Annotated in this window: 20 protein-coding genes; 17 read left to right on the forward strand and 3 right to left on the reverse strand. The window is 72.2% G+C overall.

The window, feature by feature from the left end:
- Positions 1-5: 5 nt before the first annotated feature.
- The 7 genes from ACZ4LX_RS16580 to ACZ4LX_RS16610 all read left to right on the forward strand — a co-directional run bounded on the left by ACZ4LX_RS16580 (position 6) and on the right by ACZ4LX_RS16610 (position 8325).
- The gene (locus ACZ4LX_RS16580) at positions 6-1079 is read left to right on the forward strand and encodes a nitronate monooxygenase (RefSeq protein ID WP_467642172.1); all 1074 of its coding nucleotides are present in this window, start codon (positions 6-8) and stop codon (positions 1077-1079) included.
- Positions 1076-1822 carry a 16S rRNA (uracil(1498)-N(3))-methyltransferase gene (locus tag ACZ4LX_RS16585; RefSeq protein WP_467642170.1) on the forward strand — a complete coding sequence of 249 codons (747 nt, stop codon included), beginning with the start codon at positions 1076-1078 and terminating at the stop codon, positions 1820-1822. The genes ACZ4LX_RS16580 and ACZ4LX_RS16585 overlap by 4 nt, the downstream gene beginning before the upstream one ends.
- Positions 1823-1897: 75 nt before the next feature.
- Positions 1898-2446: a hypothetical protein gene (locus tag ACZ4LX_RS16590; RefSeq protein WP_467642168.1), complete on the forward strand. Its 549-nt coding sequence runs from the start codon at positions 1898-1900 to the stop codon at positions 2444-2446.
- A 103-nt stretch (positions 2447-2549) separates the two neighbouring features.
- Complete coding sequence (locus tag ACZ4LX_RS16595; RefSeq protein ID WP_467642166.1) at positions 2550-5765, forward strand: S41 family peptidase; 3216 nt, start codon at positions 2550-2552, stop codon at positions 5763-5765.
- A 145-nt stretch (positions 5766-5910) separates the two neighbouring features.
- Positions 5911-6270 carry a histidine triad nucleotide-binding protein gene (locus ACZ4LX_RS16600; RefSeq protein ID WP_467642164.1) on the forward strand — a complete coding sequence of 120 codons (360 nt, stop codon included), beginning with the start codon at positions 5911-5913 and terminating at the stop codon, positions 6268-6270.
- A gap of 14 nt (positions 6271-6284) precedes the next feature.
- Positions 6285-7193, forward strand: a complete 909-nt coding sequence (locus tag ACZ4LX_RS16605; RefSeq protein WP_467642162.1) for a ribonuclease Z — start codon at positions 6285-6287, stop codon at positions 7191-7193.
- 139 nt (positions 7194-7332) lie between these two features.
- Entirely contained in the window at positions 7333-8325 is a 993-nt protein-coding gene (locus ACZ4LX_RS16610; protein WP_467642160.1) for an adenosine deaminase, read from the forward strand.
- Here the strand turns inward: ACZ4LX_RS16610 and ACZ4LX_RS16615 are convergent.
- On the reverse strand, positions 8289-9644 hold the full coding sequence (locus ACZ4LX_RS16615; RefSeq protein WP_467642158.1) for an MFS transporter: 1356 nt from the start codon (positions 9642-9644) through the stop codon (positions 8289-8291). The two genes, ACZ4LX_RS16610 and ACZ4LX_RS16615, sit on opposite strands and share 37 nt — an antisense overlap.
- Before the next feature lie 457 nt (positions 9645-10101).
- Between ACZ4LX_RS16615 and ACZ4LX_RS16620 the strand changes: the two genes are divergently transcribed.
- The 5 genes from ACZ4LX_RS16620 to ACZ4LX_RS16640 all read left to right on the forward strand — a co-directional run bounded on the left by ACZ4LX_RS16620 (position 10102) and on the right by ACZ4LX_RS16640 (position 14540).
- Complete coding sequence (locus ACZ4LX_RS16620; protein ID WP_467642156.1) at positions 10102-11208, forward strand: carbohydrate kinase family protein; 1107 nt, start codon at positions 10102-10104, stop codon at positions 11206-11208.
- Positions 11209-11341: 133 nt separating this feature from the next.
- On the forward strand, positions 11342-12391 hold the full coding sequence (locus tag ACZ4LX_RS16625; RefSeq protein WP_467642154.1) for a PhoH family protein: 1050 nt from the start codon (positions 11342-11344) through the stop codon (positions 12389-12391).
- A gap of 9 nt (positions 12392-12400) precedes the next feature.
- The gene (gene ybeY / locus ACZ4LX_RS16630; protein WP_467642152.1) at positions 12401-12898 is read left to right on the forward strand and encodes an rRNA maturation RNase YbeY; all 498 of its coding nucleotides are present in this window, start codon (positions 12401-12403) and stop codon (positions 12896-12898) included.
- A complete protein-coding gene (locus tag ACZ4LX_RS16635; protein ID WP_467642150.1) occupies positions 12895-14190 on the forward strand; it encodes a hemolysin family protein in 1296 nt (431 codons plus the stop codon). The genes ybeY and ACZ4LX_RS16635 overlap by 4 nt, the downstream gene beginning before the upstream one ends.
- On the forward strand, positions 14187-14540 hold the full coding sequence (locus ACZ4LX_RS16640; protein ID WP_467642148.1) for an MmcQ/YjbR family DNA-binding protein: 354 nt from the start codon (positions 14187-14189) through the stop codon (positions 14538-14540). The genes ACZ4LX_RS16635 and ACZ4LX_RS16640 overlap by 4 nt, the downstream gene beginning before the upstream one ends.
- A 25-nt stretch (positions 14541-14565) precedes the next feature.
- Here ACZ4LX_RS16640 and ACZ4LX_RS16645 read toward each other — a convergent pair whose 3' ends face one another.
- Positions 14566-15213 (reverse strand): dihydrofolate reductase family protein, encoded by a 648-nt coding sequence (locus ACZ4LX_RS16645; protein WP_467642146.1) that lies wholly within the window; start codon positions 15211-15213, stop codon positions 14566-14568.
- Between the two features lie 57 nt (positions 15214-15270).
- Here ACZ4LX_RS16645 and ACZ4LX_RS16650 point away from each other — a divergent pair, with 57 nt between their 5' ends.
- Positions 15271-15849, forward strand: a complete 579-nt coding sequence (locus ACZ4LX_RS16650; protein ID WP_467642144.1) for a winged helix-turn-helix transcriptional regulator — start codon at positions 15271-15273, stop codon at positions 15847-15849.
- On the opposite strand, the gene ACZ4LX_RS16655 is transcribed toward ACZ4LX_RS16650, so the two are convergent.
- Complete coding sequence (locus ACZ4LX_RS16655) at positions 15846-17258, reverse strand: MFS transporter (protein WP_467642142.1); 1413 nt, start codon at positions 17256-17258, stop codon at positions 15846-15848. The two genes, ACZ4LX_RS16650 and ACZ4LX_RS16655, sit on opposite strands and share 4 nt — an antisense overlap.
- A gap of 100 nt (positions 17259-17358) precedes the next feature.
- Between ACZ4LX_RS16655 and ACZ4LX_RS16660 the strand changes: the two genes are divergently transcribed.
- From ACZ4LX_RS16660 to ACZ4LX_RS16675, 4 genes are all read left to right on the forward strand, one after another.
- Complete coding sequence (locus ACZ4LX_RS16660; protein ID WP_467642140.1) at positions 17359-18282, forward strand: helix-turn-helix transcriptional regulator; 924 nt, start codon at positions 17359-17361, stop codon at positions 18280-18282.
- 117 nt (positions 18283-18399) lie between these two features.
- The gene (locus tag ACZ4LX_RS16665; RefSeq protein WP_467642138.1) at positions 18400-18753 is read left to right on the forward strand and encodes a cytidine deaminase; all 354 of its coding nucleotides are present in this window, start codon (positions 18400-18402) and stop codon (positions 18751-18753) included.
- A gap of 239 nt (positions 18754-18992) precedes the next feature.
- Positions 18993-20375, forward strand: a complete 1383-nt coding sequence (locus ACZ4LX_RS16670) for a WxL domain-containing protein (protein WP_467642136.1) — start codon at positions 18993-18995, stop codon at positions 20373-20375.
- 79 nt (positions 20376-20454) lie between these two features.
- Positions 20455-21399, forward strand: a complete 945-nt coding sequence (locus ACZ4LX_RS16675) for a WxL protein peptidoglycan domain-containing protein (RefSeq protein WP_467642134.1) — start codon at positions 20455-20457, stop codon at positions 21397-21399.
- Positions 21400-21456: the final 57 nt, after the last annotated feature.

Consider the following 21456-nt stretch of genomic DNA (forward strand, 5'->3'; position numbering starts at 1 on the left):
CGGTCATGTCATCCGCGTTGACCGATCTCTGCCGGTATCCGATCGTGCAGGCCCCGATGGCGGGCGGACCCTCGTGTCCGCAGCTCGTCGCGGCCGTCTCCGAGGCCGGCGGCCTCGGCTTCCTGGCCGCCGGGTACAAGACGACGGACGGCATGTACCAGGAGATCAAACAGGTGCGCGGTCTCACCGGTCAGCCCTTCGGCGTCAACCTGTTCATGCCGCAGCCGAACCTCGCCGACCCCGCGGCCGTCGAGGTGTACCGGAATCAGCTCGCGGGCGAGACCACCTGGTACGACACCCCGCTCGGCGACACCGACACCGGCGGCGACGACGGCTACGAGGCCAAGGTCGCCATCCTGCTGGAGGACCCGGTCCCGGTCGTCTCCTTCACCTTCGGCTGCCCCTCCCGCGACACCCTCGACGCGTTCGCCGCGGCGGGTACGTACACCGTCGTCACGGTCACCTCGCCCGAGGAGGCCCAGGCCGCCCAGTGGGCGGGCGCCGACGCCGTCTGCGCCCAGGGGGTCGAGGCGGGCGGTCACCAGTCCACCTTCCGTGACGATCCGCAGACCGACGGCGCGGGGACCGGGCTGCTCTGCCTGGTGGCCCAGGTCCGCGAGACCGTACAGATACCGGTCATCGCCGCGGGCGGGCTGATGCGGGGATCCCAGATCGCCGGGGTGCTGGCGGCGGGCGCCGACGCCGCGCAGCTGGGCACCGCCTTCCTGGTCTGCCCCGAATCGGGCGCCCATCTGCTGCACAAGCAGGCCCTCACCAACCCGCTGTTCGTCCGGACCACGCTGACCCGGGCGTTCTCGGGACGCCCGGCCCGCGGTCTGGTCAACCGTTTCGTGCGCGAGCACGGACCCTACGCCCCCGCCGCCTACCCGCAGGTGCACCATCTGACGTCCGTGCTGCGCAAGGCGGCGGCCAAGGCCGGTGACGCGCAGGGCATGGCACTGTGGGCGGGGCAGGGCCACCGGATGGCACGCGAACTGCCCGCCGGGCGGCTGGTGAGGCTGCTCGCCGAGGAACTGGACGCCGCGCGGACGGCGCTGAGCACGAGGAGCGCACAGTGACGGCACCCGTCTTCGTCGTCGAACAGCTGCCGGACGGGCCCGGGTTCGTCCTGGAAGGGCCCGAGGGCCGGCACGCCGTCTCGGTGAAACGCCTGCACGCCGGTGAGGACGTCGTCCTGACCGACGGGCGCGGCCGCTGGGCCGAAGGGGTCGTGAGCGCCGCCGAGGGCAAGGACCGGCTGGTGATCGAGGGTCTGGAGCCCGTCCACGAGGAACCCCGGCCCGCTGTCCGGATCACCGTCGTCCAGGCACTGCCCAAGGGGGACCGGGGCGAGGTCGCCGTCGAGACGATGACGGAGACCGGCGTCGACGCGATCGTCCCCTGGCAGGCCGCGCGCTGCATCACCCAGTGGAAGGGTGACCGGGGTCTCAAGTCCCTGGCGAAGTGGCGCAATACGGCACGCGAGGCCGGTAAGCAGTCGCGCCGGGTCAGGTTCCCCGAAGTGGCGGACGCGTTGACGACCAAGCAGGTGGCCGCGCTTCTGGCCACAGCGGACTTCGCGGCCGTGCTGCACGAGGACCGGGGGTACGACAGCGAGCCGCTGGCCACCGTCGCCCTGCCCGAAGAGGGCGAGATCGTGCTGATCGTGGGGCCTGAAGGGGGCGTTTCACCTGAGGAGTTGGCGGTTTTCGCCGCCGCGGGCGCCCGGACCTGCCGGCTCGGGCCGACCGTTCTGCGCACCTCGACGGCGGGTACGGCCGCCACAGCGTTGCTGCTGGGGCGTACGGGCCGCTGGGCGTAGTGGCCCTTTTTCACCGGGGCAGTTGTGGCCGCAAGCGGTCTACCGCTGCGTCAGGAGTGCTGGCAAGCTGCCCGTATGGGGACATCAAGGGCATGGGGTCGCCGTACGACCCGCCGCTTTCCGGCCGTGATCTGCCTGGCGGCCGCAGTCGTCGTGGGCCTCACCGCCTGCGAACCCGTGGACGGGCTGAACACCGCGTCCATCGCCGTGACCACGGACGGCACCGCCACCCGCGCCCTGGAGCACGAAGGTGTGCGGGTGCGGTGGCTGACCTGCCGGGCGAACGTCGAAGGTGACGGGGCGGACGGGGCGTCCGCACGGGCCGTTTCGGCCACCGCCACCACACGGAGCGTCGCGGATGTCGACTGCGACGGCCGGACGAAGGACGGCCAGGACATCAAGGTGACCGGCCAGGTCCGGCAGGCGGTCGAAGGCCGTTGCGTGCGGGGTGACCTGACCGCGAAGGCCGGCGCCCGGACCGTGTTCCGGGCGACGCTGCTGGGCGACTGCGCGGCGCCGCCCCCGGCCTCCGCACCGGCCGGCGCCGGTAACAGCGGCGGCGGAGGGGCCCGTCCGACGGTCACGGTGACCGTCACGGTCACCGCGCAACCCCAGGGCAAGTGAGCCCGCCGGACGGCGTGAAGTCCCGGGGCGAGTGAGCCCGCCGGACAGCGCACTCCGGCCAACCCCGTTCCACCAGGCACGGCAGCGGCCTAGGCTGATCGTTGTGACACAGCCTTCCTACCTCCGGTACCCCCATGTCCAGGGCGACTCGATCGCCTTCACCGCCGAGGACGATGTCTGGCTCGCGCCGCTCGACGGTGGCCGAGCCTGGCGTGTCAGCGCCGACAACCGCCCCGTCACCCAGCCGCGGATATCTCCCGACGGCACCCTCGTCGCCTGGACGTCCACCCGGGACGGCGCACCCGAGGTGCACCTCGCCCCTGTCGACGGCGGCCCCTCCCGGCGGCTGACCCACTGGGGCGACGCGCGGACCACCGTGCGCGGCTGGACCCCCGACGGCGACGTGCTGGTCACCAGCACCCAGGGCCAGGTCTCCCTCCGGCGCTCCTGGGCCAGGGCCGTCCCGGTCGACGGCGGGCCCGCGCGGACCCTCCCGTACGGACCGGTCGGCTCCCTCGCGTACGGACCCGGCGGACGCGTCCTGCTGCTTTCGGCCACCATGGGGCGCGAGGCCGCCACCTGGAAGCGCTACCGGGGCGGTACGGCGGGCAAGCTCTGGATCGCGGCCGAGGGGGACCCGGCGGAGTTCGTACGCGTCCACGAGGAGCTCGACGGCAACATCGAGTGCCCCCTGTGGGTCGGTGACCGGATCGCCTTCCTCTCCGACCACGAAGGCGTCGGCGCGCTCTACTCCTCCCTCCCCGACGGCACCGGCCTGCGCCGGCACACCGCGACCGACGGCTTCTACGCCCGGCACGCCACCACCGACGGCACCCGTGTCGCCTACGCCTCCGCCGGTGAACTCCGGCTCCTGGACAGCCTGGAGAGCGACAGCCCCCGCCGCCTCGACATCCGGCTCGGCGGCCAGCGCGCCGACCTCCAGCCGCACCCCGTGCACGCCGGCAGCCAGCTGATCACCGCCTCCCCCGACCGCACCGGCCGGGGCAGCGCCGTCGGGTCCCGCGGCGCGGTCCACTGGGTCACCCACCGTGAGGGCCCGGCCCGCGCGCTCGCCGTCGAACCCGGCGTACGGGCCAGGCTGCCCCACACCTTCCAGGCCGACGGGGACCAGCACGTCGTCTGGGTTACCGACGCCGAGGGCGACGACGCGCTGGAGTGCGCGCCCGCCACCGGTACCGGACCCGGCGCCGTACCGCGCCGCCTCGCCGCGGGCCGGATCGGCCGGGTCCTGAGCCTGGTCCCCGCTCCCGACGGCAGCCGGTTCGCCGTCGCCGCCCACGACGGGCGCGTCCTGATCGTCGAACGGGAGAGCGGCGAGGTCCACGAGGTGGACCGCAGCGAGCACGGCGACGCCTCCGGGCTCGCCTTCTCGCCCGACTCCGCCTGGCTCGCCTGGTCGCATCCCGGTCCCGAGCCGCTGAGCCAGCTCAAGCTCGCGCACCTGGCCGATCTGTCGGTCTCCGAGGCGACCCCGCTGCGCTTCCGGGACTTCGCGCCGGCCTTCACCGCAGACGGAAAGCACCTGGCCTTCCTCTCCGAGCGCGCGTTCGACCCGATCTACGACTCGCACGTCTTCGACCTGGCGTTCATCGGCACCTGCCGGCCGCACCTGCTGACGCTCGCCGCGACCACTCCTTCCCCGTTCGGGCCCCAGCTCCACGGCCGCCCGACCGAGAAGGAGAAGGGCGGCGACGGCGAGGACAACCCCACCGCGCTCCCCGTCACCCGCATCGACCTGGACGGCCTCGCCGACCGGATCGTGCCGCTGCCCGTCGAGGCCGCCAGCTACTCCTCGCTCAGGGCCGCGAAGGACGGCCTGCTGTGGCTGCGCCACCCGGTGACCGGGGTCCTCGGCACGAGCGCCCCCACCCCCGACGCCCACCGCCTCGAAACCGTCCTGGAACGGTACGACCTGGAGAAGCTGCGCTGCGAGGAACTGGCCTCCGACATCAGCCGGTTCGCGGTCAGCGGCGACGGCAAGCGCCTCGCCCTGCTCAGCCACGGCAAGCTGCGGATCGTCCCGTCCGACAGCCGGGTGTCCGGGAGCTCCGACGACGACAGTGACGACAACAACATCACCGTCGACCTCTCCCGCATCCGCCGCACCCTCGACCCGGCCGCCGAATGGCGTCAGATGTACGACGAGGCCGGGCGCATCATGCGGGACAACTTCTGGCGCCCCGACATGGGCGGCATCGACTGGGACGGCGTCCTGGACCGCTACCGGCCCGTCCTGGAGCGCGTCGCCACCCACGACGACCTCATGGATCTCCTGTGGGAGGTCCAGGGCGAACTCGGCACCTCGCACGCCTATGTGACCCCCTCCGCCGGCTGGCGCGACGACTCCTGGCGTCAGGGCCTGCTCGGCGCCGACCTCTCGCGCGCGGACGACGGGAACTGGCGCATCGACCGCATCCTGCCGTCCGAGACCTCCGACCCCGCCGCCCGCGCCCCGCTCGCCGCCCCCGGCGTCGCGGTCCGTGCCGGCGACGCGATCGTGGCCGTCGACGGACACCCCGTCGACCCCCTCACCGGCCCCGCACCGCTGCTCACCGGCTCGGCCGGCAAGGCCGTCGAGCTGACCGTCTCGCCGGTCGACGGCGGCGACCCGCGCCATGTCGTCGTCGTGCCGATCGCCGACGAGGAGGCGCTGCGCTACCACGCGTGGGTCGCCGGCCGGCGTGCGTACGTGCACGAGCGGTCCGGCGGGCGCCTCGGCTACCTCCACGTCCCCGACATGGTCGGCTCGGGCTGGGCGCAGATCCACCGCGACCTGCGCACCGAGGTCGCCCGCGAGGGACTGGTGGTGGACGTACGGGAGAACCGCGGCGGCCACACCTCGCAGCTGGTGGTGGAGAAGCTGGCCCGCCGCATCGTCGGCTGGGACCTGCCCCGCGGCATGCGGCCCACCAGCTACCCGGGCGACGCGCCGCGCGGACCCGTGGTGGCCGTGGCGAACGAGTTCTCCGGCTCGGACGGCGACATCGTGAACGCGGCGATCAAGGCGCTGGACATCGGCCCCGTGGTCGGCGTACGCACCTGGGGCGGCGTGATCGGCATCGACAGCCGGTACCGGCTCGTCGACGGCACGCTGGTCACCCAGCCCAAGTACGCCTTCTGGCTGGAGGGATACGGCTGGGGCGTCGAGAACCACGGAGTCGATCCCGACGTCGAGGTCGTCATGACCCCGCAGGACCACGCGGCGGGCCGGGACCCGCAGCTGGACGAGGCGATCCGGATCGCACTGGAGTCGCTGACCCTCACCCCGGCGAAGACGGCACCGGCGCTGCCCGAGTGAGTTCCGAGCCCCGTCGGCGTTCGAGGAGCGGGGGTCCGTGGCGGTGCCCCCGCCGCACCCGGACCCTGTGCCTCGAACGCCGGCGGGGCCGGCTGCCCCGCTAGGCTGCCCCGTAACGGACCACCGAGACAGAGGAGCACACCCCATGGCAGGAGAACCGCAGCCCGACTGCCTGTTCTGCAAGATCGTCTCGGGTGAGATCCCGGCCGCGATCGTCCGGGAGACCGACACCACGGTCGCCTTCCGCGACATCAACCCCCAGGCACCCACCCACGTCCTGGTCATCCCCCGCGTCCACCACCCCGACGCCGCGTCCCTGGCCGCCGCCGAGCCGCAGGTCCTCGCCGACGTCCTGCGCGAGACCGGACAGGTCGCCGCCGACGAGAAGCTCGACGAGACCGGGTACCGGGTCGTGTTCAACACCGGCGCCGGAGCCGGCCAGACCGTCTTCCACGCGCACGCCCACGTCCTGGGCGGCCGCGGTCTCCAGTGGCCTCCCGGCTAGACGGTCACCGCACCGTGTCCGCACGTGAACTCGTCGTCCTCGGCACTGCCAGCCAGGTCCCGACCCGGCACCGCAACCACAACGGCTACCTGCTGCGCTGGGACGGCGAGGGCATCCTCTTCGACCCGGGGGAGGGCACCCAGCGCCAGATGCTGCGGGCCGGGGTCGCCGCGCACGACATCAACCGGATCTGCGTCACGCACTTCCACGGCGACCACTCGCTCGGCCTGGCCGGGGTGATTCAGCGGATCAACCTCGACCAGGTCCCGCACCCCGTCACCGCGCACTACCCGGCGAGCGGACAGCACTTCTTCGAACGCCTGCGGTACGCCACCGCCTACCGCGAATCCGTCGAGCTGACCGAGGCCCCGGTCGCCGCCGACGGACCGCTGGCCACCACGGGCACGTACACCCTCAGCAGCCACAAGCTCTCGCACCCCGTCGAGTCGTACGGCTACCGGCTGGCCGAGCCCGACGGGCGGCGCATGCTGCCCGCGAAACTCGCCGCGCACGGCATCGCGGGACCGGCCGTCGGCCGGATCCTGCGCGAAGGCGCCCTCGGCGGTGTCACCCTCGACGACGTCTCCGAGCACAGGCGCGGACAGCGGTTCGCGTTCATCATGGACACGCGGCTCTGCGACGGTGTGTACGCGCTCGCCGAGGGCTGCGACATGCTGGTCATCGAGTCGACCTTCCTCGACGAGGACGAGAAACTGGCCGAGGACCACGGCCATCTGACCGCCGGACAGGCGGCCCGGGTCGCGCGGGACGCGGGCGTACGGCACCTCGTGCTCACGCACTTCTCGCAGCGCTATCCGGACCCGGAGGCCTTCGGGACCCAGGCCAGGACGGCCGGGTTCGAGGGCGGACTGACCGTCGCCCAGGACCTGACGAGGGTTCCGGTACCGAGCCGTCACCCCTGAGTACGAGGGCCCTGGTACCGATCCGTCACCCTTGAACGCGAAGGTCCGGTACCGATCCGTCACCCTTGAACACGAGGGTCCCGGCACCGAGCCGCACCCCGAGTACGCCACAGCACCTCCCCGCGTAAGTGAGAAACCCGTGCATCTCCCGAAAGCAGAACTCCACCTCCACATCGAAGGAACCCTCGAACCCGAGCTGGCCTTCGCACTCGCCGCCCGCAACGGCGTGAAGCTGCCCTACGCGGACACCGAGGAGCTGCGCACCGCCTATCTCTTCGACGATCTCCAGAGCTTCCTCAACCTCTACTACGCGCTGATGGCGGTGTTGCGGACCGAGGACGACTTCACCGAACTCGCCGACGCCTACCTCGGCCGCGCCGCCGCCCAGGGCGTGCGCCACGCGGAGATCTTCTTCGACCCGCAGGCACACACCGCCCGGGGTGTGCCGATCGGCACCGTCGTCGAGGGACTCGGCCGGGCGCTGGAGCGCAGCGAGGAGAAGCACGGCATCTCGACCCAGCTGATCATGTGCTTCCTGCGCGACCAGTCCGCCGATTCGGCGCTGGAGACGCTGGAGGCCGCGAAACCGCACCTGCACCGGATCAGCGCCGTCGGCCTGGACTCCGCCGAGGTCGGCCACCCGCCCGCCAAGTTCCGCGAGGTGTACGCCGCGGCCGAAGCGCTCGGCCTGCGCAAGGTCGCCCACGCGGGCGAGGAGGGCCCGCCCGCGTACATCACCGAGGCGCTCGACGTGCTCGGTGTGGAGCGCATCGACCACGGGCTGCGCTGCATGGAGGACCCGGAGCTCGTGAAGCGGCTGGTCGCCGACCGGGTGCCGCTCACCCTGTGCCCGCTGTCCAACGTACGGCTGCGGGCCATCGACACCCTGGAGGAGCACCCGCTGCGGGCCATGATGGACGCCGGGCTGCTCTGCACGGTGAACTCCGACGACCCGGCCTACTTCGGCGGATACGTCGGAGACACCTTCCACGCCGTCCACGAGGCGCTCGGACTGGAGCGCGAACAGCTGCGCACCCTGGCCCGCAACTCCTTCGAGGCGGCCTTCCTCGACCACGACGAGGAGCGCAGGGCGCGCTATCTGTCCGAGGTCGAGGCGTACGCGTTCGACTGACCGCCGCCCGACGGGCCGGCCGTCCGGAACGCACTCCTGCCCAGGCGCCTGCGGCGCAGCGCGGGCAGGCTTATCTCCGTGACGGCCTGCTCGGGCGCACCCAGCTTCGGTACGGCGCCGGGTACCGCGCCGGTGGTGACCGCGAGCAGGGCGGCCGGTGCGCCACCCCTGCGGCGCACCGAACCGGGCACCAGCGGACGGCCACCGGTGTGCAGGGCCACCGCCGTCACCGGGACCGCGACCAGCAGCGTCACGGCGCCCAGGACGAGCCCCATGACCTGGAAGCCCGCCCCCTCGGACAGCACGCTTCCGAGCACCGGACCGCAGGCCACGCCGACCGACGAGGCCGAGCCGGCGAGCACCGCCCAGCGGCCGCGCACGTCCAGGGAGGCGGCGAGACCGATCAGATAGGACAGGACCACCGGGTAGACGGTGTTCCAGAGGATCTCGCCGCTCGCGAACGAGCCGAGGCTTCCGGCCGACGAGCTGAGCACGATGCTCCCCGCGATGATCACGGTGCCCAGACCGATCGGTACCGCCCGCCCGAGCCGGGCCCCCAGCACACCGGCGCCCATCACGCCGAGCAGACCGGCGCCCAGCGCGGCGGCGAACACCGCGCCGATGGTGACTTCGGAGAGCCCGACCTGGTCCACGCCGATGCGGCTGCTGACCCCCCACAGCGCGTTCTGCGCCATGGACCAGACGAGCATGCCGCCCGCCAGCACCAGGCCCGAGCGGCGGTGCGGCAGCCGTCCCGACGCGGGGGCGGCGGGTCCGGCCGGGACCGGGCCGCCGAGCCGGGAGGTGGCCGGCCAGACGAGCAGCGCGACCAGCGCGATCGAGGCGAACGGCAGCCGGTGGCCGCCGCCCAGGTGCGGGATCGTCAGATACAGGGCGCCCGCGGTCGCCGAGACGCTCAGCAGCCCCAGGGACGAGGTGCGGTGCGGATCGCGCTGGGCGGCGATGCCCGACGCGGCCACGGCGGTCGCCGTCCCGGACCCGAATCCGCCGACCACGGCGCCCAGGACCACCAGCGGCACGGAACCCGCGAGCGCCGCGCAGCCGTACCCCAGCACGGCGAGCGCCAGGCCGAGCCGTGCCGGTCGCCGCGGCCCGTACGTCTCGACGCGGCCCGCCAGACAGAAGCCGGCCGAGGCCGAACTCAGCAGCAGGGCGCTGCCGACCAGACCGGCCTGGGCCGTGGTGAGGCCCAGGTGGACGGAGAGGCGTCCCACGATGGTGGGGAGGAGATAGGCGGCGAGGTAACCGGCGGTGAACACGGCGACCAGAGGCCACGCGGCGCGAGGGCGCGAGGACATGGGCGTTCCTGAAGACATGCCAGAGGAGGCGGGAAGGCAGAGGGGGGCAAGGCGAGAAATGCGAAAAAGGAGAGACCTGCGAGACCTGCGAGAAACACTGAGAATGCGGGGATTCGGCACACTCGTCGGGCATATCCCCAACGGTGGTCGCGGGCCAATTTGTATCAAGTGCTCCGGCCCGGCCGAAAGTCACCCCACTGTGATCTAGGTCACATATGCGTTTGCCGTGTTTCTATGCGGGTACTAGCGCATGTTTATGCAGGTCAGCCTCTATGCGTGCAGTCCCGCCCCGGGGGCGTTCCGGACCCGCCACTGACGCGTCCCGGCCCTGTCGCAGGCTCCGCCCCGACGCACCGCACCCCCGCCCCGGCCGGCCGGGGCCTGTCGGCGCGGACTCCGCGCCGACAGCCGGGAATCGGGCACACTGGCCGCAACCGCCACGACCGGGGAGTGCAAGGTGAGCGCTGACATTCCAGAGATCGACCCGCTGCACGGACTGCGCGCACCGCAGGACCCCGGCTGCGATGTCTTCCTCACCGGCACGGTCTTCCTCGACATCATCTTCACCGGCCTGGACAGCGCCCCGGTGCGCGGCACCGAGTCCTGGGCCCGGGGCATGGGATCCAGCCCCGGCGGCGTCGCCAACATGGCCACCGCGCTCGCCCGCCTGGGCCTCCACACCTCGCTCGCCGCCGCGTTCGGCGACGACCACTACGGCGAGTACTGCTGGGACGCCCTCGAACAGGGCGAGGGCATCGACCTGTCCCTGTCGCACACCGTCCGGGGCTGGCACTCCCCGGTGACCGTCTCGATGGCGTACGAGGGCGAGCGGACCATGGTGTCGCACGGCCACGAGGCCCCGCCCCCGCCCGCGTTCGCCCCCGGCGTCGCTCCCGCCTCCCCCTGGTGCCCGCCCCCGGCCAGGGCCGCCATCGCCTCGCTCGCCCCCGGCCGCAGCGAACCCTGGGTGGCCACGGCGGCCCGCCGGGGCGCCGTGGTCTTCGCCGATGTCGGCTGGGACGAGACCGGCTGCTGGGACCTGGACGGCCTGACCGACCTGGAGCACTGCCAGGCCTTCCTCCCCAACGCCGAGGAGGCCATGCGCTACACCCGCACCGACTGCCCCCGAGCCGCCGCCCACGCCCTCGCCGAACGGGTCCCGCTCGCCGTCGTCACCCTCGGCGCCGAGGGCGCGTACGCGGTCGACGCGGCCACCGGGACCACCGCGGAGGTCCCCGCGATCGCGGTCGAGGCCCTGGATCCGACCGGCGCGGGCGACGTCTTCGTGGCCGGTTTCGTCACCGGCACCCTCGCCAGCTGGCCGCTTGCCGACCGCCTCGCCTTCGCCGGCCTCACCGCGGCCCTCTCGGTCCAGGAGTTCGGCGGCTCGCTCTCCGCCCCGGGATGGGCCGAGATCGCCGCCTGGTGGCAGCGGATCCGTACCGTCAGTGACCAGCACCCGGCCGCGCTCCAGCGGTACGCCTTTCTTGAGGATCTGATCCCGGCGGCGGCCCGCCCCTGGCCGCTGCGCCGGGCCGTCCCCACGATCGGATTCCGGCCGTGACCCGGCAGCCGTTCTTCCGCCGGTGAAAACCTCTCGGCGTTGTCAGTACGGAGTCGTAGGCTTGGTACACCTGAGGTTTTCGAGCAGCGAGAACCCTGCAACGGGAGGTATGCGCAGGCCCGAGGGCCGGCCCATGACTCAGACACCCACACAGCCGCAGGCGCGTGCCCACATCAGCATTCCGGCCGCACACCCCATGGTGATGCTCCTGGGATCGGGCGACTCGCTGCTGCGCGTGATCGAAGCGGCGTTCCCGGCGGCCGACATCCATGTCCGGGGCAACGACATAACTGCGACGGGCGGCGCGGCGGACATCGCCCTGATCCAGCGCCTGTTCGACGAGATGGTGCTGGTGCTCCGCACCGGTCAGCCGATGACGGAGGACGCCGTGGAACGTTCGATCGCGATGCTCAGGGCCGCCGGCACCGGGCAGGCCGACGGCACGGAGACCCCGGCCGAGGTGCTCACGCAGAACATCCTCTCCAGCCGGGGCCGCACGATCCGCCCCAAGACGCTGAACCAGAAGCGGTACGTCGACGCGATCGACAAGCACACGATCGTCTTCGGCATCGGCCCCGCCGGTACCGGCAAGACCTACCTCGCCATGGCCAAGGCGGTCCAGGCCCTGCAGTCCAAGCAGGTCAGCCGGATCATCCTGACCCGCCCCGCGGTCGAGGCCGGTGAGCGGCTCGGCTTCCTGCCCGGCACGCTCTTCGACAAGATCGACCCGTATCTGCGCCCGCTCTACGACGCGCTGCACGACATGCTCGACCCGGACTCGATCCCCCGGCTGATGGCGGCCGGCACGATCGAGGTCGCGCCGCTGGCGTACATGAGGGGCCGGACCCTGAATGACGCGTTCATCATCCTGGACGAGGCGCAGAACACCAGCGCCGAGCAGATGAAGATGTTCCTGACCCGGCTCGGCTTCGACTCGAAGATCGTCGTCACCGGAGACGTCACCCAGGTCGACCTGCCGAACGGCACCAAGAGCGGTCTGCGTCAGGTCCAGGACATCCTGGAGGGCATCGACGACGTGCACTTCTCCCGGCTCACCTCCCAGGATGTCGTCCGGCACAAGCTCGTCGGCCGTATCGTCGACGCGTACGAGAAGTACGACAACCAGGGCGACCAGGACGGCCCGGCCGGAAAGGGCCGGGGCCGCCGCAACGGGAAGCAGTAGCAGCGCACCATGTCGATCGACGTCAACAACGAGTCCGGAACCGAGGTCGACGAGCAGGCGGTCCTCGACATCGCCCGCTACGCGCTCGCGCGGATGAGGATCCACCCGCTCTCCGAGCTCTCGGTGATCGTGGTGGACTCCGCCGCCATGGAGCAGCTCCACATCCAGTGGATGGACCTGCCGGGCCCGACGGATGTCATGTCCTTCCCGATGGACGAGCTGCGTCCGCCGGCCAAGGACGACGAGGAGCCCCCGCAGGGGCTCCTCGGTGACATCGTGCTCTGCCCGGAGGTCGCCAAGCAGCAGGGCGAGGACGCCGAGACGCGGCACTCGATGGACGAGGAGCTCCAGCTCCTCACCGTCCACGGAGTACTGCACCTGCTCGGCTACGACCACGAGGAGCCCGACGAGAAGGCCGAGATGTTCGGCCTCCAGGCGGCGATCGTGGACGGCTGGCGCGGCGAGCGCGGGCTCACCGGCCCGTCCCCCGCACCCACCGTCTCGTGAGCCTGCCTCTCGTCCTCGGGGTCGTCCTGCTGATCGTCGTCGGCTGGCTGGCGGCCTGCGCCGAGGCGGGTATCGCGCGGACGTCGAGCTTCCGGGCCGCCGAGGCGGTCCGTTCGGGACGGCGCGGCAGCGACAAGCTGGAACAGGTCGCGGCCGATCCGACGCGTTATCTCAACGTCGCCCTGCTGGTGCGGGTCGCCTGTGAGATGTCGGCCGGGGTGCTGGTCACGTACGCCTGCCTGAAGGAGTTCCCGGAGACCTGGGAGGCGCTGGCCGTCGCCATGGGGGCGATGGTCCTCGTCTCGTACGTCGCCATCGGGGTCTCGCCGCGCACCATCGGCCGCCAGCACCCGCTGAACACGGCCACCGCGGCGGCGTACGTCCTGCTTCCGCTGGCCCGGGTCATGGGGCCGGTCCCGCAGCTGCTGATCCTCATCGGCAACGCGCTGACCCCGGGGAAGGGGTTCCGCAAGGGCCCGTTCGCCAGCGAGGCGGAGCTGCGCGCGATGGTCGACCTCGCCGAGCAGGAGTCGCTGATCGAGGACGAGGAGCGCCGCATGGTGCACTCCGTCTTCGAGCTCGGCGACACGCTCGTGCGCGAGGTGATGGTGCCCCGCACCGACCTGGTCTGCATCGAGCGCTACAAGACGATCCGGCAGGCGCTGACCCTGGCGCTGCGTTCGGGTTTCTCGCGGATCCCCGTCACCGGGGAGAACGAGGACGACATCGTCGGGATCGTCTACCTCAAGGACCTGGTCCGCAAGACGCACATCAACCGGGAGTCCGAGGCCGACCTGGTCTCCACGGCGATGCGCCCGGCGGCCTTCGTGCCCGACACGAAGAACGCCGGTGACCTGCTCCGGGAGATGCAGCAGGACCGCAGCCACGTCGCCGTCGTGATCGACGAGTACGGCGGTACGGCCGGGATCGTCACCATCGAGGACATCCTGGAGGAGATCGTCGGCGAGATCACCGACGAGTACGACCGCGAGCTGCCGCCGGTCCAGGAGCTGGAGAACGGCTGCTTCCGGGTGACCGCCCGGCTGGACATCGGCGACCTCGGCGAGCTGTTCGGCCTCGACGAGTACGACGACGAGGACGTGGAGACCGTCGGCGGGCTGCTCGCGAAGGCGCTCGGCCGGGTCCCGATCGCGGGCGCCACCTCGGAGGTGCACCTGCCCGACGGACGACGGCTGCGGCTCACCGCGGAGTCCCCGGCGGGCCGGCGGAACAAGATCGTCACGGTACTGGTGGAGCCGGTGGCTCCCGAGGAGGAGGAGGCGACGGGATGACACCGCAGCAGCTGAGGGCGTTCTGCCTGGAGTTCAACGAGAGCGTCGAGGAGTTCCCGTTCGGTCCGGAGGCGTCCGTCTTCAAGGTGCTCGGCAAGATGTTCGCGCTGAGCACGCTCGACGCGCGGCCGCTGACGGTGAACCTCAAGTGCGACCCCGACGACGCGGTGCGGCTCCGGGAGGAGTACGAGGCCGTGGCGCCGGGGTGGCACATGAACAAGCGGCACTGGAACACCGTGACGGTGTCCGGTCTGCCGGACGCGAAGCTGCGTGAACTGATCGAGGACAGCTACGACCTGGTGGTGGCGAAGCTGCCGCGCGCGGAGCGGCTGCGGCTCGACCGGCCGTAGCCGGACGACCCCCGGGCCGTGCCGGTCACTTCCGCCAGAGCAGGTGGTGCACCACGTCGCTGCTCGGGCTGGGGACCTTCTCCAGGTGGAAGCGGTCGGTCAGCGCCTCGGGGCTCTCCCACAGCCGTTCGCCGGCGCCGATGTCGATCGGAGAGACGGCGACGTGCAGCGAGTCGATGAGGTCGGCGTCGAGGAACTCCCGGACGGTGGCGACACCGCCGCCGATGCGTACGTCCTTGCCCTCGGCGGCCTCGAAGGCCCGGGCGAGCGCGTCCTTCGGGGACGCGTCCAGGAAGTGGAACGTGGTCTCCCCGAGCGTGATCGACGGGCGTTCGTGATGGGTGAGGACGAATACCGGGGTGTGGAACGGGGGCTCCTCGCCCCACCACCCCTCCCAGTCGTGGTTCTCCCACGGTCCGCGCTGCGGGCCGAACTTGTTGCGGCCCATGATCTCGGCGCCGATGTTGCGGGAGAAGTCGCGGGTGAAGTAGTCGTCCAGGCCGAGCGAGCCCCCGGGGTCGGTCCGGTTGGGCCAGTGGGCGGTGGCACCGGCCCAGGAGACGAGCCGGCCGGGGTCGACGTTGCCGAACGGGCGGTCGAGCGTCTGATCCTCCCCGGCGCCGTAACCGTCTCGGGAGACACAGAAGTTCTGGACGCGGACCAGCTGTTTCATCGGATCCCCTTCCGGTTGCGATCTGCAACCGGTTTGTAAGCTATCTAGACTGCTTCCATGTTGCAACCAGTTCCCGCCGGAAAGCTGCCCGTGTCGCCGGGCCGGTCCGGCTGCCCGATCAACATGACGGTCGAGCTTCTCGGGGACCGCTGGAGCCTGATCGTGCTGCGCGACATCATGTTCGGCGGCCTCACCCACTTCCGTGAGCTGCTCAACGCCTCCATGGAAGGCATCGCGTCGAACATCCTGGCCAACCGGCTGGCGAAACTCGTCGAGGCGGGGCTGCTCACCCGTGACGACGACCCGAGCCACCGCCAGAAGGTCGCCTACCACCTCACCGAGGCGGCCGTTCAGCTCGTCCCGGTGATGGCCCAGCTCGGCGCCTGGGGCGCCCGCTGGCTCGACACGGCGCCGGAACTGACGGTCCGGGCCGAACTGCTGGCCGCCGGCGGCCCCCTGATGTGGGAGCGGTTCATGGCCGAGCTCCGCGCCACCCATCTGACCGGGGCGCCCGCCCGTACGGACGGCGTGCTGGCGGAACTGACCGCCGCGTACGAGAAGGCGGCCGCCCGCGAGACCTCCGCCCCTGAGGCCGCGGCCCGCGAGACCTCCGCCCCTGGGACCCGCACTCCTTAGGGCCGCCGCAGCCCCGCCGCCACCACGCCCGACGCGACGGCCAGCAGGCCCGCGGCCACCGCGATCACGGTCCGCACCCCGTCGAACAGCGAGCCCTGGGTCGTCGCCAGCACGCCGAGCAGCGGGATCCCGATCGTGAGCCCGACCTGCTGGACCGTGGTGACCAGCCCCGTCGCCAGGCCCTGCTCCTCGTTCGGCACCCCCGACGTGACGGTGAGGCCGTACGCGATGATCGCGCCCAGGTGGCACATGCTGGCGAGCGAGACCGCTGCCGTGGCCAGCCAGACGCCCGAACCCGTACCGAGGCCCAGCAGGGCCGCGATGAACAGCCCCTGGCCCAGCAGGGAGAGGGCCAGAACGCGCCGGGCGCCGAACCGGCCGATGACCTTCGGGGCGTACACGCCCGCCACCACCGAGGCGATGCCCTGCACCCCGAAGACCAGCCCGGTGCCGAAGGGCGACAGGTCCAGGACCTCCTGCAGATACAGGGTGAGGACGAAGACGACGGTGCTCATCATCGAGAAGGTGAGCAGCCCGCCCAGATTGCCGAAGGCCACCGTGCGCCGACGCAGCATCGGCAGGGAGACCAGCGGGGCGGGCGTCCTCGACTCGACGGCCACGAAGGCGGCCGACAGGACGACCCCGGCGGCCAGCGAGAGCCGCACGTCCAGGCGCCCGAAGCCGTGCTCGGCCGCGGTGGACAGGGCGTAGATCAGGGCGAGGAGCCCACCGGTGACGGTCACGGCGCCGGGTACGTCCAGCCGGGGCCGGTCGGGCGTACGGGACTCGGTGAGCAGCGCGGGCGCCGCCGCGAGGACGGCCACCGCGGCCAGCGTCAGCAGCCCCATCGTGGAGCGCCAGCCGAGGGTGTCGGTGAGGGTGCCGCCGGCCACCATCCCGACGGTGAAGCCGAGGGAGAGCAGGGTGCCGCTGATGCCGAGCGCCCGGTCCCGCTGCGGCCCCTCCGGGAACGTGGTGGTGAGCAGGGACATCCCGGTGGGCACGATGGCTGCCGCGCCGAGCCCCTGGAGGGCCCGCCCGGTGAGGAAGGCGGCTGGGTTCCAGGCCAGCGTGGCCAGCAGTGAGGCCGCGCCGAAGACCGCGAGCCCGGCGAGGAACAGCCGGCGGCGGCCGTACAGGTCCGCGATCCGGCCGAAGAGCAGCAGGAAGCCGCCGGACGGCAGCGCGAACGCGGTGATCGCCCACTGGAGGCCGGACCGGCTCAGGCCGAGGTCGTCTCCCAGGACGGGCAGCGCCACGTTCAGTACGGAGAAGTCGAGGGACACCATGAACTGCGCGGCGCACAGGACGAGGAGCACCAGCCGAGCCCGGCCGGACAGCCGGTCCGGGGCGGGAGGTGCGGTGACGGGAGCGGTGACAGCCGCTGGGGAAGGGGATTCGATCGCCATGGGCATGAGCCTGCGGCCGCCGGAATATCCGTGGGGAGCCGGAACTTATCCTGTTGGCCGCACCACCAGGCAGGCGCGGACCCGGACACCAGGGGGGTACGTGGGCACACCGGCCAGGATCGCGGCGGACGCCGGCAAGGCGCATCGCCTCGGCGAGCTGCGGGAGTTCCTGATGAGCAGGCGGGCGAGGGTCAGCCCGGCCGACGCCGGTCTCCCGGACGGCGGGGCGCGGCGGCGTACACCGGGGCTGCGCCGCGAGGAGGTCGCGGTTCTCGCGGGGGTGGGGGCGTCCTGGTACCAGTGGCTGGAGCAGGGCCGCGACATCACCGTGTCGCCCCAGGTGCTGGACTCCGTGGCCCGGGTGCTGCGGCTCAGCAGTATCGAACGCCGTCACCTCTACGTACTGGCGGGGCTCAACCCGCCCGCGCCCGAGGTCGATCCGGCCCACACGGACATGTGCGACGGGCTCCAGCGGCTGCTCGACGGCTGGATGCCGTTCCCGGCACACATCATGGACGCGTACTGGAACATCATCCTGTACAACGAAGCGGCATCGGCGGTGCTGGGCATGGGGCCCGACCGGCCGCAGAACTGCGTGATCGACTTCTTCACCGACCCCGTCCACCGGGTACGGAACAAGGGCTGGCGCGAGACCGCCGCCCAGGTCGTCGCCCAGTTCCGGGCCGCGTGCTCGGACTGCCCCGACGACGAGGGCTTCCGCGCGATCGTGGCCGAGGCCGCGGAGCGCAGCCCCGAGTTCGCCGAGCTGTGGGCGCGGCGGGACATCGCGCCGGGCGGGCAGATGCGCAAGGAGCTGGGCCACCCGGCGGTGGGCACGCTGACCGTGGAGGTCACCCAGCTGCGCATCCCGGCCCGTCCGGATCTCGCGGTCGTGCTGCACAGCCCGTGGCCGGAGACCGGCACGGAGGAGAAGCTGCGGTGGCTGGCCTCGCCGGAGGGGCGGCCAGGTTCGATGCGTCGGGCCGGGGCGCGGGAGATCCGGGCGCACGATGTCCGGGCATGAGGGGGCCGGGCGCGAGGCGGCCCGCGGGGGTGAGGCGGCCCGGTGCGAGACGGCCCGGGGCGAGGGGTACGGGCGCCCGCGTGCCGGGTCCGTCCCCCTGCTTCGTATGCTCGGCACATGACTGAGAGCAACGACCTCGGCGCCGAGGACCGCAAGATCGTCACGCTGGCGCGCAGCGCCCGCGCCCGCAACGGTGTGCCGGAGGGCGCGGCCGTGCGGGACGAGACCGGACGTACCTATGTGGCGGGCACCGTGGAGCTGGAGTCGCTGCGGCTCAGCGCGCTCCGGACGGCCGTCGCGATGGCCGTGGCCAGCGGAGCCACGTCCCTGGAGGCGGCCGCGGTCGTCTCCGACGCGCAGACCCCGTCCGACGAGGACCGGGCCGCGGTACGGGACCTGGGCGGGGCCGACACGCCCGTGCTGCTCGCCGGGCCCGACGGTGTGCTGCGGCTCACCGTGACGGCGGGCTGAACCCCCGCCGGACCACCCCTCTCGTGAACTCCGCCGGACCTCCCGTGCGGACGAACGCCCCGCGCCCAACGGTGCGGGGCGTTCGTACAGGAGGTGCGGGAGGCATGGATCTTGACATCATCTGATGGCCCATCAGTCAGCGCGTTTCGCTCCCATTGACTTCTTCCGGACCGACGTCATCAATGGCTCCCTGCCGACGCGGAAGAGCCGCCGCGCCGGATCCCGCAGGAGGGGGCTCCATGCGTTCAGCCATCCGAAGATCCGACAGTCGAAGATCCTGTCGCTCAGACCGTCCGGACCGGGGCCGCCGCTGGGCCGCCGCGCTGGGTGTGGGCGCGCTCGTCGTCACCGGGGCAGGCCTGTTCGCCGGACCCGCGCAGGCCAGTGTGACGGCCTCGGTCGCGGTGGACTTCCCGACCCACTGCATCCCGCCCGCCATCGCCGGCATCCCGCCGATCGACGGAACGACATCGGCCGAGATCACCGTCGACAACGCGGCCCCGAAGGTCGGCGACACGGTCACGGTGACGTACACCGTCATCAAACCGGCCGCGAGCAACCCCGTCGACCTGGCGCTGCCCGCCGACATCATGACGCCGACCGGCAAGGTCACCGTGGGCGGTGCGCAGTCCGCCGACGTCACGGTGGCGGGCCCGAAGAAGAACGAACCGGTGCCCGGCAAGGGCGATTTCCCGTCGTTCTCCATGACCGGCACCTTCACCGTCACGGCGCCCGGTGAGATCACCCTCTCGCCCGGCGACTACAACATCCACACCAGCTACATCATGGAGCTGGACACACCCTGCACGGTCACCGATCCGCCCGCCCCCGTCTCCCAGACGATCATCGCCACGGACGGCGGCGGCCAGGTCAACGAGCGCACGATCACGCTCGGCACGTCCTCCGGGGCACCCGGCGAGCGGGTCACCGTCACCGGCGCCGGGTTCACCCCGGGCGCCGACGTCACCGTGGCCGGCTGGAACGGCACCGCGATCACCGCCGACACGATCACCTCCGAGGCGGCCGACTCGGGCACCTTCACCTTCCGGCCCAAGATCACCGATCCGGCCACCACCGGCATCGTCGCGTTCGAGGGAGCGAGCTGGGACCCGGCCAAGGGCGCGGGCCCCCAGGCCTACACCGTCACCACAGGCGGCGGCGAGATCCCGGACGGCAGCCAGAAGCTGACCTCCACCGTCAGACCGGGCACGCTCACCATGGCCCAGGACGGGGACTCCGTCGAGCTGTCGGCGGTCGACTTCGGGCAGGGCGGCGCCTCCACCGGCGCCCTGCGGACCGTGACGGTCCAGGACTTCCGCGGTGGTCCCGCGGGCTGGTCCCTGACCGGCAAGGTCACCGACTTCACGGGTCCGGGAGGGGCGACGATCAGCGCGTCCGCGCTCGGCTGGAGCCCGGCCTGCGCCACGAAGTCCGGCAGCCCGAGCACCTGCGCGGCCGGGTCCGAAGGAACGGTCGGCAGTGCGGGGGCCACGCTGGCCTCCACCCCGGACGGCGCCCTCACCGGCGGTGAGTTCACCGTCGACGCCCGGCTGTCGCTGGACGTACCGGAGTTCACCGCCGCCGGCGCGTACACCGGAGTGCTCACGCTCACCCTCACCTGAGCACCACGGATCAACCGGTGGGCCGGGCGCGCACCCGGCCGGCCCACCCCGCCCGAGCGTGCACCTGGGAGCCCGCACCGTGCGCAAACTTCCCGTACTCCTCCTGACCGGCGCCCTGCTCCTGCTCGGCGCGCCCACGGCCGGCGCCGCCGACAACGGCAGCTGGTCGGTCTTCCCCGCCACCGCCGACGCGGGCGCGCGGCCGTACTTCTACCTCTCCGCCGACCCCGGCGCCACCCTCACCGACAAGGTGACCGTCACCAACAAGACCGGTGAGCCGCTGACCTTCCGCCTGTACGCCGCCGACGCCTACAACACCGCACGCGACGGCGGATTCGCGGTCCGGGGACAGAAGGAGAAGCAGCGCTCCGTCGGAGCCTGGGCGAAGGCCGGGCGCGACCGGGTCACCGTGAAACCGCACGGCTCGGTCACCGTGCCCGTGACGATCAAGGTGCCCGAGGGCGCCGAACCGGGCGACCACCCCGGCGCGCTCGTCGCTCTCGACGAGCGCATCGACCCCACGGACGCGGGAGCCGTCGCCGTCGGCATCCAGAAGGCGGTCGGCGCCCGGATCTATCTGCGGGTCAACGGCCCGACCATGCCCGCGCTCTCCGTCGACGACGTCGAGGTAGATCACACCGCGCCGCTGGTCCCGGGCACGGGCAGATCCCGGGCCGTCATCTCGTACACGCTCCGCAACCTCGGCAACGTCACCCTCAGCCCCAAGGTCGCCCTCAAGGCGGAGGGCCTCTTCGGCCGCACCCTGCTCGACCGCGACCTCAAGCGCATCCCGTCCGAGCTGCTGCCCCGCCAGGAGGTCCGGCTCACCGAGGAATGGGCGGGCGCGCCGCAGGTGGAGTGGGGCGAGATCAAGCTGACCGCGAGCGCCCGCGACACCCGCGAGTCCGCCTCGGTCTCGTACTTCGCACTGCCCTGGCTGGTGGCCGGGGTACTGCTGGCGGCCCTCGCCGGGGGTGCGGCGCTGTGGATCCGGTCACGCCGGAACCGCCGCCGAACGGCCTGAGAGCAGGGTCCGGCGGCCGCTGCGGGCTCCTTGGTGCCCCGCGGCCGCCGGGATCGG

Source organism: Streptomyces sp. NPDC026062, assembly GCF_055568375.1.

What these genes read in the sequence shown, in the direction of transcription:
- ACZ4LX_RS16580 (WP_467642172.1), top strand. Translation starts at nt 6, where the DNA reads ATGTCATCCGCGTTGACCGATCTCTGCCGGTATCCGATCGTGCAGGCC.
- ACZ4LX_RS16590 (WP_467642168.1), top strand. Translation starts at nt 1,898, where the DNA reads ATGGGGACATCAAGGGCATGGGGTCGCCGTACGACCCGCCGCTTTCCG.
- ACZ4LX_RS16600 (WP_467642164.1), top strand. Translation starts at nt 5,911, where the DNA reads ATGGCAGGAGAACCGCAGCCCGACTGCCTGTTCTGCAAGATCGTCTCG.
- ACZ4LX_RS16615 (WP_467642158.1), bottom strand. Translation starts at nt 9,644, where the DNA reads ATGTCCTCGCGCCCTCGCGCCGCGTGGCCTCTGGTCGCCGTGTTCACC.
- ACZ4LX_RS16625 (WP_467642154.1), top strand. Translation starts at nt 11,342, where the DNA reads ATGACTCAGACACCCACACAGCCGCAGGCGCGTGCCCACATCAGCATT.
- ybeY (WP_467642152.1), top strand. Translation starts at nt 12,401, where the DNA reads ATGTCGATCGACGTCAACAACGAGTCCGGAACCGAGGTCGACGAGCAG.
- ACZ4LX_RS16640 (WP_467642148.1), top strand. Translation starts at nt 14,187, where the DNA reads ATGACACCGCAGCAGCTGAGGGCGTTCTGCCTGGAGTTCAACGAGAGC.
- ACZ4LX_RS16645 (WP_467642146.1), bottom strand. Translation starts at nt 15,213, where the DNA reads ATGAAACAGCTGGTCCGCGTCCAGAACTTCTGTGTCTCCCGAGACGGT.
- ACZ4LX_RS16650 (WP_467642144.1), top strand. Translation starts at nt 15,271, where the DNA reads ATGTTGCAACCAGTTCCCGCCGGAAAGCTGCCCGTGTCGCCGGGCCGG.
- ACZ4LX_RS16655 (WP_467642142.1), bottom strand. Translation starts at nt 17,258, where the DNA reads ATGGCGATCGAATCCCCTTCCCCAGCGGCTGTCACCGCTCCCGTCACC.
- ACZ4LX_RS16665 (WP_467642138.1), top strand. Translation starts at nt 18,400, where the DNA reads ATGACTGAGAGCAACGACCTCGGCGCCGAGGACCGCAAGATCGTCACG.
- ACZ4LX_RS16670 (WP_467642136.1), top strand. Translation starts at nt 18,993, where the DNA reads ATGCGTTCAGCCATCCGAAGATCCGACAGTCGAAGATCCTGTCGCTCA.